Origin of the sequence: Pseudoalteromonas sp. MT33b, from assembly GCF_014117385.1 — a bacterium.
In the GTDB taxonomy this organism is placed as follows: Bacteria; Pseudomonadota; Gammaproteobacteria; order Enterobacterales; family Alteromonadaceae; genus Pseudoalteromonas; species Pseudoalteromonas lipolytica.
Map to the genome: position 1 here is coordinate 3,424,024 of NZ_CP059831.1, position 17,922 is coordinate 3,441,945.

Consider the following 17,922-nt stretch of genomic DNA (forward strand, 5'->3'; position numbering starts at 1 on the left):
TAAAGTCGAAAAATTATTCGGCGGGAGTATAGCATTACTTAAAGCGAACATCACCATAGAAGTCGCTTAAAATGCAATCAATTTTATAAAATTTTTATATGCAAAGGATAAGCGGCACTTTTTAAAGTGCCGTTAAAGTGATGTTAAGGTGCCAAGGAGTCATTTTATGTCTCCAAAAATAAAAAGAGATTCGAAATAATGCGAAAAAACGCCTAATCAAATGCCATCTCAGGAATCTCACCCGAGACAATAAGTTTGCCTTGTGTCTTTGCAATAATCTCATCAACCGAAACACCTGGGGCACGCTCTAATAAATGAAATGCACCGTCTTTAATTTCTAATAACGCTAAATCGGTGATCACTTTATTAATACAACCAACACCAGTGAGCGGTAAACTACACTCTGTTAGTAGCTTTGATTCACCGTGTTTATTGGCGTGCGTCATGGTGCAAATAATGTTTTTCGCTCCTGCCACTAAATCCATTGCGCCTCCCATGCCTTTAACTAACTTTTTCGGGATCATCCAACTGGCAATGTTACCGTTTTGGTCAACTTCAAAGGCACCCAGTACGGTTAAATCGACATGCCCGCCACGGATCATGGCAAAGCTTTCTGCAGAGTTAAAAATAGCCGCCCCCGTTGCTGCGGTGACCGTTTCTTTACCAGCGTTGATCATATCGGCATCGACTTGATCTGCGCTTGGGTAGGGCCCCATACCGAGCAAGCCATTTTCTGATTGCAGCATCACTTCGATGCCATCAGGGACATAATTCGCGACTAAGGTTGGAATTCCAATGCCTAAATTAACGTAGTAACCGTCTTGTAATTCCATCGCCACGCGTTTAGCGATTTGTTCTCGTGATAATGCCATCTGCGTGCTCCTTATTGGCTCTCTTGCTTAGTGGTTACTTTCTCGATGCGTTTTTCAAATTCACCTTTAATCACGCGGTCAATATAGATACCCGGTGTGTGAATTTGACTTGGCTCAAGCTCCCCTGGCTCAACGATTTCTTCAACTTCAAGAACCGTAATTTTGCCCGCGGTTGCCGCCATCGGGTTAAAATTCATTGCCGTATGTCGATAAATACAATTGCCGTAACGGTCTGCTTTCCACGCTTTTACTATCGCAAAGTCACCCGTAATACTTGGCTCTAATAAATAATCGCGACCATTAATATTGCGGGTTTCTTTACCCTCAGCGACCGGTGTACCCACACCCGTCGCGGTATAAAATGCAGGAATACCCGCACCACCAGCACGCATTTTTTCAGCTAAGGTGCCTTGCGGTGTGAGCTCAACCTCAAGCTCACCGTTTAATAATTGCTGCTCAAATAACGCGTTTTCGCCGACATACGACGCCACCATTTTGCGGATCTGCTTGTCTTCGAGCAACACACCTAAGCCAAAACCATCTACGCCGCAGTTATTCGACACCACGGTTAAATCACGCGTGCCTTGACGTTTAATTTCAGCAATTAGACCTTCGGGAATGCCACATAAGCCAAAGCCGCCAGCGATGACAGTCATGCCATCTTCAAGGCCTGCCATAGCATCACTATACGTTGTTACTACTTTATCAAAACCAGCCATGGGCTCCTCCTATTGTGCTGTCCAACCGCCATCAATGGCGATTGCTTGCGCAGTAATGTTTCTTGCTGCATCCGCCATTAAAAAGCTCACGGTATGCAGTATTTCATCTAAGCCGATAAATGCCTTTTTCGGCATAGGAGCAAGCATAATGGTGTCGATCACTTGCTGCTCAGAAATGCCATGTTCTTTCGCTTGAGACGCTATTTGCTGCTCCACCAGCGGGGTTTTCACATACGCCGGACACACCGTATTAATCGTGATGTTGGCATCGCCAGTTTCGAGTGCCATGGTTTTTGCAAAGCCAATTAAGCCATGTTTTGCGGCGATATAAGCCGACTTATACTTAGAGGCGACCATGGCATGAATTGAGCCAATGTTAATGATGCGACCAAAATCTTGCTTACGCATACGCGGCAATACCGCTTTGGTCATCATTGCCGGACCAACAAGCATTACCTGTTGTAAAAACTGCCATTTATCTGCCGGAAAGTCTTCAAGCTTGGCAACATGCTGGATACCCGCATTATTAATAAGAACATCAATCGGCTGATTTAGCTCAGTGAAAAATTGCTCTATCGCAGTGCTGTCTGCCACATTCAGTGCATAGCCTTCAGCGCTGCCGCCTTGCTCTACAATTCCTGCTGCTGCTTGCTGCGCCGCATGTTGATTTAAATCAGTGACAATAATGGTATGCCCTTGCATCGCAAGTTGCTGGGCAATATACAGCCCAATACCACTGGCAGCACCGGTAATTAAAACTGTTTTGCTCATCGGGTTACTCCTCTAAAAACTCACTGATAAGCTGCGCCTTAGGCGCAATTGAGAACAGGCCATCAAGGTGCCCCCAACCGCCTTCGATTTCAGAAAGCGTGACATCTTTACCTTGCGCTTTCATGGTTTCATACACAGCGCGCATGTTTTCAGGGCGTAGCAATAAGTCGTTACTTGCAGGAAGCAGTAAGGTTTTTGCAGATACGTTTTTAAGTGCACTGGTTAAATCACTTTGCATACCCGCCGTAAATAATTGTGATGCCCGGACCAAATACAATACATGGTTCGCATCTTGAGTTTGCGCACGCGCCATTGCACGCTGTGCAAGCACTTGGTTTAATTTAGGCAAAGTGCGAATGTCTTTTAACGCCCCGTCATCTAGAACGTTAAAATCTGGGAAACTGGCATTGTAAATAATCGGGTGCATTGCATCTTGAGTGATATTGAGCATGGTTGCAGCAAGCCCCTCTAACGGGCGCTCTTTGCCATAGTAATTACCTTGTTGCCAATTTTTATCAAGGCGAATTGGTAAAGCCCATTTTTCAAGTGCTGCGACAGTCCATGCGTCCATCGTTGCCGCACCAATGACATGAATTAAACGCTCTACTTTATCGGGGTAACGTGTTGCCCATTCAAGCGCTTGAAACGAGCCCATAGATGCGCCCATTACTGCATGTAATTTATTAATGCCTAGGCTGTCTAATAAACGCTTTTGCACATTAACAAAGTCAGTGATCGTCACAACAGGAAAATCCAAACCATAGGGTTTACCCGTTTTTGGGTTAATCGATGCTGGACCTGTGGTGATCACATTAGAATCGTGCCAATTCGCATTCACTAAGGTGTCTGAACTGATCACAAAATATTTATTAGTATCAATCGCCTTACCTGGGCCGATGATCGCATCCCAATACCCTGGTAATGCATCATCTGCTTTATATTTACCCGCAGCATGTGAGGTACCCGAAAAATAATGGGTAATTAAAATCACATTATCTTTGTTGGCATTTAATTTACCGTAACTTTCCCAACCAATATCGACTTTAGGTAAAGTCACGCCAGAGACAGTGGTAAAGTCCTTTGTCGTAAAATGCTGTTTTTCTACCAGCATTGTCTGAGGTGGTGTGTTATCAGCAGCAAACGCTGTGCAACTAAATACAACCAACCATAGCAACATTATTAATTTAGTTTTCATTGCTGTTCCTTAAAATAAAATAAAGAGTCCAAGTGCCAATGCCACACCTATGAGCGGAATAACCGCTGTTAGCGCTGCCATTGACCAATAAGCGCGTTGATGCGTTTCTTTACAGATAGCGCGTATGGTCGTTACCACATAGCCATTATGCGGCAAGGTGTCGAGTGCGCCCGAGCTAATTGCCACCACACGGTGTAGTTGCTCTGGGTTCACACCCATATCTAAATACCCAGGTGCGACAAGGGGTAATGCAATGGCTTGCCCGCCAGAAGCCGAACCAGTTAAACCCGCAATGACACTCACGGCAACCGCAGCCCCTACAAGTTCATTGCCAGGCATATGCGTCATTACATCCACAGCAGCAGTAAACGCAGGTGACACCTTAGCCACCGCACCAAAACCAACAACTGCTGCGGTATTACCAATAGCGACCAATGCCCCGGTTGTGCCCACATTAATGGCATTCCCCATATCGTGAAAATGCTTAAAGTTAATAATCACAATACTTAACACCCCTCCCAGCAACGCAACGATCAATGCTGTTTGCTGTAACACATCGTGTAAAGTAAATGATAAAAGCAGTACCACAATCAAAGGGATCACACCCGTAATTGGGTGCGGGCGACGACGTTCAATTATTACCGGGTCGTCATCACGCGCTTCAAAAGTTTCGCCATTAGCCACCGCTTTTTTGATCATTTTGTTTAACCAAAAATAGCCTGCTATAGCCATGAAAATAGCCACCACTAAACTCACTTCCCATGCAGCATAAGGCGAGGTACCTAAGTGCTTCACGGGGATCCAGTTTTGGATTTCAGGTGAACCAGCCGAGGTCATGGTAAAGGTCACTGAGCCAAATGCGAGGGTCGCTGGAATAAAACGGCGCGGTAAATTGGCATCTTTAAACAAACTAAGTGCCATTGGGTAGACAGAAAACGCTACGATAAACACGCTAACGCCACCATACGTTAATACAGCACACGCAATCACCACAGCAAGCACCGCGTGCTTCATGCCTAGTTTACCCACAATATAACTTGCCACACTGTCTGCCGCACCCGTGTCTTCCATAAACTTACCGAATAAAGATCCCAGCAAGAACATAAAGAACCACGCACTTAAGAAACTAGCAAAGCCGTCCATATAGGAATTGATAAAGTTTGAGTCAGCCGACACAGGAAAAATAGCCATGCCACTACTGAGTGCGACAAGTAGCGCACAGATTGGCGCGGCAATAAATAAATTTACCCCACGCAACGTTAAAATGATCAGCAGTATTAAACCGCCTAACAGTCCTATCATGCTCAGCATAGACATTCCTATAATTATTGTTATTAAACAGATGAGGTGACATCGGAATAATGCATTCAGTCTTACCTTAAGCGCCAAAAAAAGACATAACACTAAGGTACTATCTGCTTTAAAAATAGCTTAAAAGCTTGATAAATAAAGGCCTATAGCGGGTATAGCACTATGGTACTAATTCATTTTTCGCAACTATCTTCTACATTAACTGACAGGTGACACGGGCAAATATTATGAGTCTTAGGCAACATCATCGTGAGTGGCCACAAGACAAATGACAACAATAACAAGGAATACAACATGATAAAGCTTAACCCAAAAGTCGCGCCACTTACTCTGGCAGTCTCCCTTGCTTTAGCAGGTGTGAATGCGCAAGCAGCTGATCAAGCAGAACCTGCAGCCAAGAAAGGTGAACTTGAACGCATTCAGGTAACAGCGCGTAAAACCGTTGAAAACCTACAAGAAGTACCTGTTGCAGTGACCTCAATTGGTGCTGAAGAGCTGGCTGAAAATGGCATATCAGTGATGACCGAAGTTCAACAGTTTTCACCTAACACCACACTACAAGCAAGCCGTGGTACTAACTCAACCATTACTGCATTTATTCGTGGCGTAGGTCAGCAAGATCCACTGTGGGGCTATGAGCCTGGTGTCGGTATCTATATTGACGACGTCTATTTAGCGCGTCCACAAGGTGCGGTACTCGACCTACTAGACGTACAACAAATCGAAGTACTTCGTGGTCCACAAGGGACGCTGTATGGTAAAAATACCATTGGTGGCGCAATTAAGTATGTCACCAAAGAAATGAGCGGCGATGCCATGTTAAATGTGCAGGGCACAGTGGGTAGCTACAACCAAAAGGACCTTAAAATCACAGGTCAACTGCCTATTGTTGACGAAAAACTGTATGTGGGCTTTGGGTTTGCTACATTAAACCGTGATGGCTTTGGTGAGTTTTTAACCTCAGCACTTGATAACCAAGACCGCGAAAACTACAACAAAGATGTCACTGCAGCTCGTGTTACATTAGAATACACACCAACAGATGACTTATTCTTCCGCTTAGCGTGGGATAAAACAGAAGATAAATCGAACGCCAAAGGCGGCTACCGTTTACTACCAAGCTTACTCACGGATGCGCCAGTCCCCGACAGTGTATACGACTCATACACCAGCTTACCAACATGGAACAAAGTTGAACTTGAGGGTTACAGCTTAACTGCACGTTGGGATATGAGCGACCGCACCAGTGTTAAATACATCGGTTCGAGCCGTGAAAGTTATTCACCAACCAATATTGACTTTGATAACACCTCACTGCCTATTTTTGACGTACCGGCTATTTACGATGACGAACAAACGACACACGAAATTCAACTAAACCATCAAGGTGATAACTACAAGTTGGTGTCAGGCCTTTACTATTACGATGGTGAGTCATGTGGTCAATTTGAGGCTATTTTAGGTGTGTTAGGTCAAAGCTTAGGCGCTGCGGGATTAACGCGTGAAGTAAGCGGCTGTAGTAATTCAAATAGTAAAGCAGCCTATATACAAGGCTCGATTGATTTGAGTGAAAAATGGTCAATGACATTAGGTGCGCGCTACACCAAAGACAGCAAAGAGGCCATTGTTAACAACGGCCTTGTATTTGACATTGTTTATCCTGAATCAGACTGGATCCCAGGTTATGTGCGCCCAGAAGGCCAGCTAGTCCCTACCGTACTTGATGATGAAGAAGAGTGGTCACGCTTTACACCTCGTGCAGGTGTTGAGTACCAATACTCAAACGACATTATGTTCTTCGCAAGTTATGCGCAAGGCTTTAAATCAGGCACATTCAACCCGCGTGCAACAACCGCAGAGCCAGCTGCACGACCAGAAATTGTTGATTCTTTCGAAATGGGTATGAAGAGCGAATGGAACAATAACTTACGTGCAAACGTCACCGTATTTACCCTTGATCATAAAGACCGCCAATATATTTCTGTACTACCGGGCGACAGTGCAGCTGATTTAAACCAACGTTTAGGTAACATTGGTGAATCTAAATCAGACGGTATTGAGCTTGAACTTAATTACGTAGCAACAGAATCACTCAGCTTTGATGCCTCAGTCGGTTATATCGACAGTAGCTTCGACAATGTTATTGATTACAATCCTGAAACAGGTGAAGCATTTGACAAGTCAGACCGCTTTAGCGTTTCAAATACGCCTGATTTAACCTTTAATTTAGGTGCAACATACCGTATGTACACTGAAATGGGTGACTTTGTCGTCAATGGTAATTACTACTACCGTGGTGATTATGCACTGTTCGAAGAAGACAGCCTATTAACGCAAGATGCTTACGGTATCTTCAACATGGGTGTGACATGGTACAGCACTGATGGTCATTGGACGGCGGGTCTTTACGGTAAAAACTTAACCGACGAAGAGTACATGATTGGGGGTTACCAATTCGTAGCACCTGATCCGAGCGACCCTACCGATACTAGCAAATACACCCCAGGTTTAGGGGGTGATAATACGCTAATCGGTTACTACGGCGACCCTCGCACTGTCGCTTTCACCGTAGGTTACCGTTTCTAAATCCTTGTGTGAGAAAGGTTTGCCTGATACTTCCCCTCAGGCAAACCTTGTTTCCAACTGTAAAATCACTTATAACATAACGCATTGGAGAATCGAGGGAATGTCTTTAGCTGTGAACACCATAATCGCCGATGATCATCCGTTATTTAGAAGTGCACTTCGTCAAGCGGCCGCAACATCTGTGCCTGAAGAACACATAAAAGAAACCAGTGATATTGATGGCTTATTTACATTATTAGCCGCTCACCCAGAAATTGAGCTGATTTTTTTAGATCTCACCATTCCTGGTGCAAATGGTCTGCAAGCCCTGTCGCAATTGCGTAATCACTACCCCGATATTTTAGTCATTATGGTCTCAGCCAATGAAACACCCGCCATTATTAAACAAGCAATGAGCCTAGGTGCAGCTGGCTATATTCCTAAGTCATCGTCTCTTGATGTGATCAGCGAAGCAATTAGTCATGTGCTAAATGGCGATACGTGGTTACCTCCTGAAGTTGATTTAACCGATGTGGTAATCAATGATGAGCAGAGTGAGTTTGCTCGTAACCTTGAAAAACTCACCCCACAACAATACCGCGTGCTGGCGATGATTGCCGATGGTTTACTCAATAAACAAATTGCTTTTGAAATGTCGATTCAAGAAACCACCATTAAACAGCATGTATCAGCCATTTTACGCAAACTCAATGTGTATAACCGTACTCAGGCAGGTATTTTATTTAATCAGCTTTCGCAGGTTGGTAAAATAGAAGACAACTAAAATAGAAGACAACGAGTACTGTACTAAACCCACATTAATAAACCACAGCAATAAACGCGACTCCCGTTTTTATTTAAAATTCCCATTAGTGGGAATTTACCTTCCGCATTAAAAACAAAAAACTATATATTTTAATAACTTAAACCTTGGCACACTCCTCGCTTATGTGTTCGTAAAAAGCATATACCGATAAAAATGAACGCTAAGGATAATCACGTGTACTCAACAAGCAAAAAGCTTAGACAAAAACTCATACTACAAACCATCACCTTTCTTACCATCACATTCAGTGCTTTTTCTGTGCATGCAGACGAACTCGACCAATGGATCGTTGAGTTAATGCAAAAAAGAAATATCCCAGGGTTGCAGCTAGCTGTCGTGCAAAATAATAAAATAACCAAAACTGCCAACTATGGCACTGCAAATATTGAAGATAATATTGCCGTTGATTCAACTACTTTATTTGCTATTAACTCAGTCACCAAAGCGTTTGTCGGCGTAGCCCTAATGCAACTGGTTGAGCAAAAGAAACTAACCCTTGATGCGCCTATTTCCACTTACCTACCAGACCTCCCTAAACAGTGGCCCCCAATCACAACAAGGCAACTAATGAGCCACACGTCTGGTTTACCTGAGATTTTAAAAGATGGCATTGGTAATTTAATCTCCGATCAAGGCCCTGATCACGCGTGGCAACGAGTACAAACTATGCCATTAGAATTTAATACAGGTACTCGTTTTAAATATAACCAAACAAATTACGTTATTGTCGGTCAGCTTATTAACAAACTCTCAGGCATGCCTTTTCAGGAATTTATTCAAAAAAACCAGTTACAACAGGCCGAAATGAACAGAACAATTGAAGCAGGCTTTAACAACCTCAATAACGTCGTAAAACACTCAGCGAGACGATACGAAAACCAAGGCAATGACCTTTAAACTCTAGAGAAGCGATTTTTTCTCCTCTATTGCAAACAGCCGCGGGCATGGCTTCTACAGCAACTGAGCTGGCACATTGGCTAATTGCATTACAAACAAATCAATTAATGGGGGCTGATAGTGTGCGCAAAATGTGGACCCCTACTCGTTTATTAAATGGCAATACGCAAGGGTTTAACCAACGTTTAAATGGCTATAGCCTCGGCTGGCCTGTAATGGCGAGAGAAGAACACCCTGCGATAGCTGCTGTAGGTGGCGATAGAGCAGGTGTGTTTGTTTACCCTGAAGATAATATGTCAATCGTCATTTTAACCAACTTAATTGGCGCACTTCCCTCGCAGTTTGTTGATGAAATTGCCGGTTTTTATATCCCTGAAATGAAACGTGAGAATGGCTTTGGTTTAAGCAAAAATCTTAAAAAACTATGGCAAGTACTTGAAGTTCAAGGCTATGAAAATGCAATTGAAGCAGCACACATATTGAGCCAAAAAGAGCACATCCAATTTGATGAAAAAAATATTAACCAGTGGGGCTATTCACTTATCAATCAAGATAAGCTCAATGAAGCATTAGCCATTTTTAAACTCAACACACACCTTTTCCCAAATAGCTACAATACCTTTGATAGCTTGGCAGAAGCTTACTGGTATTTGGGTTACCACAAACACGCAATCGCCAACTATAATCATGTGCTTACGCTACAACCTGATAACGCGCATGCGAAAAAGCAACTGGCTAAGCTTGCAAAATTAAATCAATAAACGCCGTTTTTATACGCTGTCCCACTTTTGATTTATTAATCCCGGAAGTGGGAATTTCCGCATTCACAAAAACATAAAAATCCATATAATTCATAAACTTAAATATTGGCATGTTCCTCGCTATTGTATTTATTAATTAAAAACACAATGAAACATAGCCAATGGATTTAGATAGCACCTTAAAACCTAGCAATAAGCCAAGTCAGCGTAAAAAGTTGATCATTGGCGTCTTAATTATAAGCACGTTGCTTGTAATGTGGTTGGTCAAATCATGGCTCGCCCCCACGACGCTCTTGGCCAAGCAACTGCAAATCGCCACCGTTAAAAAAGCCGATTTTATAGTGAAGATACGCGGTTTTGGTCGTTTAAAACCCAAATTCCAACGCTATTTAACCAATACCGATACTGCCATGGTCGAGGCTATCCATGTTTACCCTGGCACCTTAGTGACTAAAGACACGGTTATACTCAGCTTAATAAACCCGCAACAAGCACAACGTTTATCGGTTGCACGATTAGAACTCGCCCGCCAAAAAGCCAGTGTCAATGAGCAACAAATTAACCAGCAAAGTGAACTACTTGAACGCCAAGCTAACCTCGCGATTTTAAAAAGTGAATTACAAAGTGCAGAGCTTAGAGCCGATGCCGAAAGCAAATTAGTTGAGCAAGGTATTGTTTCAAGCTTAGATTACAAACGCAGTTTACTCAGTGTCGCACAACTAACCGAACGCGTTAACATCGAAAAGCAACGCCTTATGCAACTAAAAGAAATGCACCTACAGCGCGATAAAATTCAGCAAGAGTTATTAAGCCAATTTGAGCTGAATTATCAGGTAGAACAACACGCATTTGATGAACTGCAAATCAAAGCTGGTATCGATGGCATGCTGCAAGAGCTCAATGTAGAACTTGGACAAAACCTCATGCCGGGCACCCGCCTTGCTGTTGTGGGTTCAAATAAAGCACTCAAAGCTGAGCTCAGTGTACAGCAAGCCGATGCAGAAAAAGTGGCACTTAATATGACAGCTAAAGTAAACACCTTTAGCCAAGCGGGTCAGGGAGAAGTAAGCGCTAAAGTGACCCGAATTGACCCTATCGTGACCGACGGTCGCGTGATCATAGAACTTGATTTAGAAGGGACGCTGCCTGCCAATGCTCGACCCGACTTAAGCATCGAAGGCTATGTAGTGAGTAATATCATCCCCGATGCATTAACCATTAATGTACCGCAAAGAGCAACGGCGCACAGCCATGCCACTCTTTTTAAACTCAATCCAAGTACTCAGTTAGCAGCGCCAATTAATATCGAATTTGGTACACTCAGTGACAACCAAATTCAACTTTTGAGCGGCGCCACTGAGGGCGAACAGCTGATCATTTCAGATCTTTCTAAATGGCAGCATTTGGCAACAATAAAAATCGAACAGGACAGTTTATGAAAACCAATACGCTTATCTCATTAAACAATATCGCCAAAGTCTATCGCGGCCAAAATGTTGAAACCTATGCATTAAAAAACATCAGTCTGAACATTAATCAAGGTGACTATATTTGCATTAGCGGCCCCTCTGGCTGTGGTAAATCAACGCTGCTTTCACTACTGGGCTTGCTTGATAGCCCTACAGGTGGCGACTATTTCATTAAAGATGTCGACACTAAAACCCTCGATATGGATAAACAAGCAGAGTTGAGAAATCTACATATTGGCTTTATTTTTCAGTCGTTTAATTTAATTGATGAACTATCTGTATTCGATAACGTTGCACTACCTCTCACCTATAGAGAGCCCGCAATGAGCCAAAACGACATTGAAGCGGCAGTAAAGCAAGCACTCGATGAAGTAGAAATGGGCCACCGTGCTCAGCATAAACCCAATCAATTATCGGGTGGTCAACAGCAGCGCATTGCTATCGCCCGTGCGCTGGCTGGTAAACCCAGCATTCTATTAGTGGATGAGCCAACGGGTAACTTAGACTCAAAAAATGGTGATGCGGTTATGGACTTGCTCGATGAGCTAAATAAAAAAGGCACCACGATTTGCATGGTTACCCACGACTTACGTTACGCAGGACGTGCCAAAACCCAGCTAAAACTACTCGATGGCGAAATTATTTCCTACTCAGAGGCGCGTCAAGCCTCAGATCACTTAGCAGCCACTGAACACAATGAAGAAAGTGCAGAGGTGATCTAACATGAAACTAACCAAAATACGCACTCAATTGAGTTTAGCGTGGGCATCTCTAATGAATGCTCCCGGCTTTGTAACGGCGGTTATCGCAACATTGGCACTCACCCTCGCCACCTTGTTTGTGGTACTCAGTTTAGTAAACAGCTACTTTTTAAAGCCACTAGATGTCTACGATGAAAATCGCATGGTGGTCGTTGAACAATCCCTTACTTATGATGACTACGACGCCACCGGCTTTCAAAGCTATCAGTCGATGGTGCATTGGCTCAAGCATAATCAAAGCTTCGAGCAAAGTATGATGATCAATGCTGGCGAGGAAATCTTTGCCAACCTCGATGGCCAACCAAAAGAACCGGTACTTTATGTGGGCGGCAATTATTTTGACTTGTTGCACACCCCATTCATACTAGGGCAAGGTTTTGACCTTGGCGAAACACTAGAAACACCCGACGATCGCGTAGTGATTTCAGCCAACTTTTGGCGCAAGCATTACAGCAGCGATCCGAATATTATTGGTAAGACACTCTCAGTAATGGCCGGTAAAACCGATTATGTTCACCGTATCGTGGGGGTTGTTGATGATTCATTTAGCCCACCTTATATGTTTAAAGCAAGTGATGTTGAAGTGTGGTTTCCATCAAGCGCCGACCGTCGTTTTTTTCACAATGAAGACTGGCAAAGCCCGTGGACAAACACCTTTAAAAACTTAAAGCTAATTGCCGTTTTAAAACCCGGCGTAACAATTGAGCAAGTTAAAGTCGACTTAAAACAACAAATTGACACCATAAAATCAGAATGGCTCAACAATGGCGGCATTACCGATGTAAAACCCGAAGTAACCGCCTATCGCGACGTTGAATTAGGCAAAAATGATGACTTAAGCTTAATGATGCTTGCAGGAGCCGTGGGCTTATTAATCATTGCGGTGCTGAACGTCAGTACTTTATTTTTCTCGCGTGCGCTGGCGCAACATAAAACCCTCGCTTTGCAAGCAGTGCTCGGTGCTAAACGAAAAACCTTGTTTAATAGCATATTCTTACAGTCACTGATTCTAATGACTTTGTCGGTCAGTATTGCACTGTTTTTAGCAGTCTGGGGCATTCGCTTATTTAAAGTATTGGCCGAAGGGCGTTTACCCTTGGTTAATAGCCTTGCTGTTGATAGTACACTGGTGATCGTTGCAGTGCTTTTATGTATTGCACTTGCCACTATTTTCTCACTGATAACAGCGCGTTTAGTGAATTACAAAACCCTAAACACGCAAATGCAGAACAGTGGTAAAGGCGGGGTATCACAAGTATCTGGCCGTACGGTACGCATTTTAATTGGCTCACAAATGTTTGTTGCCGCTCTACTCGTTAGCTTTTCGGTAATGGTTGTAAGCAAAGCCCTCGGTACGATTAACCGCCCTTTAGGCAGTGACACTGAGAACCTCTATTTTGCCAACCTGTTCCAGCCAAATAATCAAATGTCATTGGCTGAGCGCTACGAACACATGCTGCAATACAAGCAAGTTTTACTGAATAGCGAAGGCATTGAAGATGTGGCTCTCGGTCACAGCCCGGTGTCGCCAAGACAAAACGCCAATACCCTGACTGATGTTAATGGTAAAAGCTCAATTTTCTTCCCAAGTCAGTGGGTGGGGCCTGATTACTTTGCTTTAGTTAACACGCAAATTCTTGCGGGGCGCACTTTTACTGAGCAAGCAATACGCGGTGAAACCAACGAGATACTGGTGTCACAAAGCGTGGCAGAAAACTTATTACCCGATCAAGATTATCGCAATATTATTGGTAAATCTTATCAAGGCCTGGAAGAAAAAATGTTTGAAGTGGTCGGCGTAACCGAAGACTTTAATCACCCAAAATACTACGACGAGTCGTTTGGCCGTCATATTTGGTGGCCGGCCCAGCCGTATAGCTATATGTTCACAATTAAAGCCTCTGAAGGCGTCAAGCTGACCAATAAACAAATACTTAATACACTAAAAGAAAAGAACAGCGACTTAACCATGTGGCAGTTTAATGACTTACAACACGAGTATGACAATTTACTGTATATGAGCCGACTAACTGTGGTTCTGTGTAGTACCTTAGCGCTATTTACTCTATTATTAGCGGCAATCGGTATTTTTGGGGTACTGAGCTACAACCTTGGTCTGCGCCGTTATGAATTCGGTATACGCATGGCTTTAGGTGCTAAAAAAGCACGTTTATTCAAACTGATGAGTGTTGAAGCGATTATCCCTGTTTTAATTGGTTTTAGTGTCGCGTTGGCTGCTGTGATTGCTGGTTTTTACTTATTACAAGGGCAGCTAATGTCTTGGCTGGTACTTGATGTAAGGCTGCAATTACTCGCTTGGAGCATTACCTTATGTATTGCCCTATTCGCTTGCTTTAGGCCTTTGGTTTTACTGCTTAAAGCAAAACCTATGGCTGCACTGCGTAACGATTAACAGCACAAAACGGTGGCTTAAGTGCTAACTTAAGCCACATCAACAGGACAAAAAGAAAAACATCATGGACAAAATCTTAGTCATTGACGATCAAGCTGATGTGCGTCTGGCTGCAACCGTTGCATTACAACAACTCGGCTTACAATGCCTTGAAGCGGAAGGCCCTGAACACGCTTTTGACGTGTTGAAATCAGAACATATTAGCTTAATTTTACTCGACATGAACTACAAACTCGACACCACATCGGGTGAGGAAGGACTGCGTTTTTTAAAGCAACTAAATACGTTAGGTTCAACCATTCCCGTGATCGTAATGACGGCGTGGGCAAGCATTGATGTCGCCGTTAAAGCCATGCAATTAGGCGCGGTCGATTTTGTCGAAAAGCCATGGAATAATTTGCGCTTAACAGCGGTGGTGCAACAGCAGTTAAAACTAAAACAAAGCCACCATGATAATGCCTGCTTAAAAGCACTTACCAATAACACACACGCTAGCTATATAGCCCATTCTGAGGTAATGCAACAACTACTCGCCAAAGCAGAGCGCGCCGCAAAAACCGATGCCAGTATTTTAATTACCGGCGAAAATGGCACAGGCAAAAGTTTACTGGCCAATTATATCCACCAGCATTCTATACGCAGTGACAAACGCTATGTAAGCGTAAATATAGGCGCCATTGCGCCATCACTCTTTGAAAGCGAATTATTTGGCCATAAAAAAGGGGCGTTTACTGACGCCAAAGAAGATCGCTTAGGGCGTTTTGAAATTGCCGAAGGGGGCACTTTATTTCTTGATGAGATAGCCACTTTGAGCCTTGAACTACAAAGCAAAATGCTGCGCGTGCTCGAAAGCAAAGAATTTGAGGTATTAGGTTCAAGCCAGACCAGAACAGCCGATGTTCGGATTATTTCGGCAACCAACTCAGAACTTGCAACGGCGATTGAGCAAGGTGAATTCCGCCGTGATTTACTGTTTAGACTCAACACCATTGAGCTACATATTCCTGCGCTTCGCGACAGAAAAGCGGATATTGCCCCCTTAGCGGAGCATTTATTACTCACTCATGGTAAAAAATACCAACGTTCAAATATGTCGCTAAGTAACTCAGCCATCGAGGCATTAGAACAATACAGTTGGCCGGGTAATATTCGTGAACTGAGCCACTGCATTGAACGTGCTGTGATCATGAGTGACAACATCAATATTCAAGCAAGCGATCTCATTTTAGATCAACCTAGCTGCGAGCAACCTATTAACAGTGCAGATAAAACGCTGCCCTTATTGCCTCTTGAAGAGCTTGAAAAACAGATGATTCAAAAAGCGCTGCTGCAATTTAATGGCAATGTGATTGCTGCTGGCGAATTTTTAGGGTTAAGTAAATCAGCTATTTATCGTCGCATTGATAAACACCAACTTGACCTAAAAGAAGTAGATCGTTAAATGGGTGCAAAGCTGTCGTTAGAGAAGCGTGTAAAACGTTATTATTCTGTGGTGTTAATTGCTCTATTCACACTGGGCATCGCACTCACATTGAGCCTAAAGCTCGACTGGTTCGCCAGCATTAGTCTACTGCTGCCTTTTATTGGCGTAAGCGCATTCGCATTAATTAAAAGCTACCGTCTGATCACCGATGTCGTAGAGCGTTTTGGTTTACAGCTTGACGCACTCGCCAACGACGAGAGCAATAGCTGGCATTTAGCTTTTTATGAAAGTGGCCGAGTTGCCTCACTCAAAAACGACTTTGCTAAGCTGAGCGATAAAATAGCGAAAAACAAACGCCACTATATGCAAACCGAAGAGTTTGTATTTGAGTTTGCGAGCATGCTAGATTTACCCATTGTGATATTAGACCCACATAGCTTGGTATATTTTAGCAACCGTGCTTTTTTAAACAGTATACAAAATAGCAATATAGAAGGTAAAACTGCCAGTGAGCTGGGGTTAACACTTCAAGACGGGCAATGGCAGCAGCAAAAAAGCGCCCCCTTTACACAGCGCTTTCAGATAGCCTCTCAAACTTTTTGGCGGGCTGGCAGAAGCTTTGAATTACTGACCTTTTTTTCTATCGAGAAACAACTTCGCGAAAACGAGCAGCTTGTCTGGCAGCGCCTCATTCGGGTATTAAATCACGAAGTTCGTAACTCCCTCACCCCGATTTATTCAATGAGCCAATCGCTGCAAACCATGAAGCGTCAGGGACAAATAAGCAATCACGATGATCTTGCTCAAGATATGCTGCAAGTCATCGAAAAACGCGCCCAGCACTTGTTAGACTTTGTGAGCAGTTACAGCGCCTTTGCAAAACTACCACCTGCAAACAAACAACCGATAAGCAACGAGCAATTAAATACGCGTTTAACAGCTATCTTCCCTGAACTCGTTATAAATAGCAGCGAAAAGCTGCATTTTAGTGCCGATTTAGGGCAACTCGAACAAGCCTTAATCAACCTGATAAAAAATGCATTTGAAGCAGGTAGCAATTCTGCTCCTAGCCTCACTTGGTCAAGACAAGGTGATAACTTAAATATTGAAATTAGCGACCAAGGTTGTGGCATTCAAAACCCCGACAACCTATTTGTGCCATTTTACTCAACCAAAGCTAACGGCACAGGCATAGGACTGATAATCACCCGCGAACTAATACGCAATCAAGGTGGCGAGCTTACTTTAACGTCGCAGCCAGCGCACGGAACGCAAGCAAAAGTGAGCGTGCCCTGCAGCACTATTTAACAAATGTTGCTTTAACACGCTGAGATAAAAGCATATAGGGGCCCCAAATTAAGGCTTGAATAACTCCCCTTATCAGCATAGTTTTCATTTCACTATCAAAAATGGTGACACTCGGCACAAGTAAGCTCACAACAAAAGCATCAAGCACTATAAATGCGAGGCCGCCGAGTAAAATAGCTAAATACCAGCTAACAAATGCTTTTTTATGCTTAAAGAACAACACAATCAAATAAAGTGATGCAAAAAATAATGTAACATTAAAGAGTATCTCAATAATTAAAAGAGGCTCCCACAACGGGTGATACATATCACCAAATTGTGAGGTTAATCTTTGCCACATATCAGTAGTAAAGATAGGTTTAAATATGTTGATACTTTCATAAAAAACCCGAAGTGGGCTGATAACCACTCCAATAGCAACCAGAATCAGCCAACCTTTTATACCGACTAAATCCTTATCTCCTTGAACATCGGCTGTTTGAGTCGCGCTTTGTTGTTTAACCTCTTCCATGACATCTCCTTTTTATTATTTTTTCACTATACGCCGATTTTTGAAGAATCCTATTTCCACCTCACACTATTTAAACATCATCCACTCTTCATTTTCACCAAATGCCTTTATAACTAAAAA

At 43.2% G+C, this 17,922-nt stretch carries 15 protein-coding genes; 9 read left to right on the plus strand and 6 right to left on the minus strand.

Going from position 1 to position 17,922, the window contains the following annotated elements; all coding sequences use genetic code 11:
• Nucleotides 1-212: 212 nt before the first annotated feature.
• From H3302_RS15490 to H3302_RS15510, 5 genes are read right to left on the minus strand one after another with little or no spacing between them, the layout of a single operon-like run.
• Entirely contained in the window at nucleotides 213-872 is a 660-nt protein-coding gene (locus H3302_RS15490) for a 3-oxoacid CoA-transferase subunit B (protein ID WP_074989499.1), read from the minus strand.
• A gap of 11 nt (nucleotides 873-883) precedes the next feature.
• Nucleotides 884-1,591, minus strand: coding sequence for a CoA transferase subunit A (locus tag H3302_RS15495; protein ID WP_075594213.1), 708 nt, complete (start codon nucleotides 1,589-1,591; stop codon nucleotides 884-886).
• Between the two features lie 9 nt (nucleotides 1,592-1,600).
• Entirely contained in the window at nucleotides 1,601-2,362 is a 762-nt protein-coding gene (locus H3302_RS15500; protein WP_036973558.1) for a 3-hydroxybutyrate dehydrogenase, read from the minus strand.
• 4 nt (nucleotides 2,363-2,366) lie between these two features.
• Nucleotides 2,367-3,557, minus strand: coding sequence for a homoserine O-acetyltransferase (locus H3302_RS15505; protein WP_036973560.1), 1,191 nt, complete (start codon nucleotides 3,555-3,557; stop codon nucleotides 2,367-2,369).
• 9 nt (nucleotides 3,558-3,566) lie between these two features.
• The gene (locus H3302_RS15510; RefSeq protein WP_182395830.1) at nucleotides 3,567-4,868 is read right to left on the minus strand and encodes a GntP family permease; all 1,302 of its coding nucleotides are present in this window, start codon (nucleotides 4,866-4,868) and stop codon (nucleotides 3,567-3,569) included.
• Nucleotides 4,869-5,162: 294 nt separating this feature from the next.
• Here H3302_RS15510 and H3302_RS15515 point away from each other — a divergent pair, with 294 nt between their 5' ends.
• The 9 genes from H3302_RS15515 (at nucleotide 5,163) to H3302_RS15555 (ending at nucleotide 17,291) form a co-directional block, all read left to right on the plus strand.
• The gene (locus H3302_RS15515; protein ID WP_036973565.1) at nucleotides 5,163-7,454 is read left to right on the plus strand and encodes a TonB-dependent receptor; all 2,292 of its coding nucleotides are present in this window, start codon (nucleotides 5,163-5,165) and stop codon (nucleotides 7,452-7,454) included.
• A 100-nt stretch (nucleotides 7,455-7,554) separates the two neighbouring features.
• Complete coding sequence (locus H3302_RS15520; protein ID WP_036973567.1) at nucleotides 7,555-8,217, plus strand: response regulator transcription factor; 663 nt, start codon at nucleotides 7,555-7,557, stop codon at nucleotides 8,215-8,217.
• Nucleotides 8,218-8,433: 216 nt separating this feature from the next.
• On the plus strand, nucleotides 8,434-9,156 hold the full coding sequence (locus tag H3302_RS15525; protein WP_182395832.1) for a serine hydrolase: 723 nt from the start codon (nucleotides 8,434-8,436) through the stop codon (nucleotides 9,154-9,156).
• Nucleotides 9,157-9,203: 47 nt separating this feature from the next.
• Nucleotides 9,204-9,917 (plus strand): serine hydrolase, encoded by a 714-nt coding sequence (locus H3302_RS15530; RefSeq protein WP_182395834.1) that lies wholly within the window; start codon nucleotides 9,204-9,206, stop codon nucleotides 9,915-9,917.
• Nucleotides 9,918-10,078: 161 nt separating this feature from the next.
• Nucleotides 10,079-11,356, plus strand: coding sequence for an HlyD family secretion protein (locus H3302_RS15535; protein ID WP_036973572.1), 1,278 nt, complete (start codon nucleotides 10,079-10,081; stop codon nucleotides 11,354-11,356).
• Nucleotides 11,353-12,108, plus strand: coding sequence for an ABC transporter ATP-binding protein (locus tag H3302_RS15540; protein ID WP_036973573.1), 756 nt, complete (start codon nucleotides 11,353-11,355; stop codon nucleotides 12,106-12,108). The genes H3302_RS15535 and H3302_RS15540 overlap by 4 nt, the downstream gene beginning before the upstream one ends.
• A gap of 1 nt (nucleotide 12,109) precedes the next feature.
• Nucleotides 12,110-14,560, plus strand: a complete 2,451-nt coding sequence (locus H3302_RS15545; protein WP_036973575.1) for an ABC transporter permease — start codon at nucleotides 12,110-12,112, stop codon at nucleotides 14,558-14,560.
• 64 nt (nucleotides 14,561-14,624) lie between these two features.
• Entirely contained in the window at nucleotides 14,625-16,001 is a 1,377-nt protein-coding gene (locus tag H3302_RS15550) for a sigma-54 dependent transcriptional regulator (RefSeq protein ID WP_118844745.1), read from the plus strand.
• Nucleotides 16,002-17,291, plus strand: coding sequence for a PAS domain-containing sensor histidine kinase (locus H3302_RS15555; RefSeq protein ID WP_180311235.1), 1,290 nt, complete (start codon nucleotides 16,002-16,004; stop codon nucleotides 17,289-17,291).
• Here the strand turns inward: H3302_RS15555 and H3302_RS15560 are convergent.
• Nucleotides 17,284-17,802, minus strand: a complete 519-nt coding sequence (locus tag H3302_RS15560; protein WP_118844747.1) for a DUF2569 domain-containing protein — start codon at nucleotides 17,800-17,802, stop codon at nucleotides 17,284-17,286. The genes H3302_RS15555 and H3302_RS15560 overlap by 8 nt on opposite strands.
• Between the last annotated feature and the right edge of the window lie 120 nt (nucleotides 17,803-17,922).

What these genes read in the sequence shown, in the direction of transcription:
- H3302_RS15490 (WP_074989499.1), bottom strand. Translation starts at nt 872, where the DNA reads ATGGCATTATCACGAGAACAAATCGCTAAACGCGTGGCGATGGAATTA.
- H3302_RS15495 (WP_075594213.1), bottom strand. Translation starts at nt 1,591, where the DNA reads ATGGCTGGTTTTGATAAAGTAGTAACAACGTATAGTGATGCTATGGCA.
- H3302_RS15500 (WP_036973558.1), bottom strand. Translation starts at nt 2,362, where the DNA reads ATGAGCAAAACAGTTTTAATTACCGGTGCTGCCAGTGGTATTGGGCTG.
- H3302_RS15505 (WP_036973560.1), bottom strand. Translation starts at nt 3,557, where the DNA reads ATGAAAACTAAATTAATAATGTTGCTATGGTTGGTTGTATTTAGTTGC.
- H3302_RS15510 (WP_182395830.1), bottom strand. Translation starts at nt 4,868, where the DNA reads ATGCTGAGCATGATAGGACTGTTAGGCGGTTTAATACTGCTGATCATT.
- H3302_RS15515 (WP_036973565.1), top strand. Translation starts at nt 5,163, where the DNA reads ATGATAAAGCTTAACCCAAAAGTCGCGCCACTTACTCTGGCAGTCTCC.
- H3302_RS15520 (WP_036973567.1), top strand. Translation starts at nt 7,555, where the DNA reads ATGTCTTTAGCTGTGAACACCATAATCGCCGATGATCATCCGTTATTT.
- H3302_RS15530 (WP_182395834.1), top strand. Translation starts at nt 9,204, where the DNA reads ATGGCTTCTACAGCAACTGAGCTGGCACATTGGCTAATTGCATTACAA.
- H3302_RS15535 (WP_036973572.1), top strand. Translation starts at nt 10,079, where the DNA reads ATGGATTTAGATAGCACCTTAAAACCTAGCAATAAGCCAAGTCAGCGT.
- H3302_RS15540 (WP_036973573.1), top strand. Translation starts at nt 11,353, where the DNA reads ATGAAAACCAATACGCTTATCTCATTAAACAATATCGCCAAAGTCTAT.
- H3302_RS15545 (WP_036973575.1), top strand. Translation starts at nt 12,110, where the DNA reads ATGAAACTAACCAAAATACGCACTCAATTGAGTTTAGCGTGGGCATCT.
- H3302_RS15550 (WP_118844745.1), top strand. Translation starts at nt 14,625, where the DNA reads ATGGACAAAATCTTAGTCATTGACGATCAAGCTGATGTGCGTCTGGCT.
- H3302_RS15555 (WP_180311235.1), top strand. Translation starts at nt 16,002, where the DNA reads ATGGGTGCAAAGCTGTCGTTAGAGAAGCGTGTAAAACGTTATTATTCT.
- H3302_RS15560 (WP_118844747.1), bottom strand. Translation starts at nt 17,802, where the DNA reads ATGGAAGAGGTTAAACAACAAAGCGCGACTCAAACAGCCGATGTTCAA.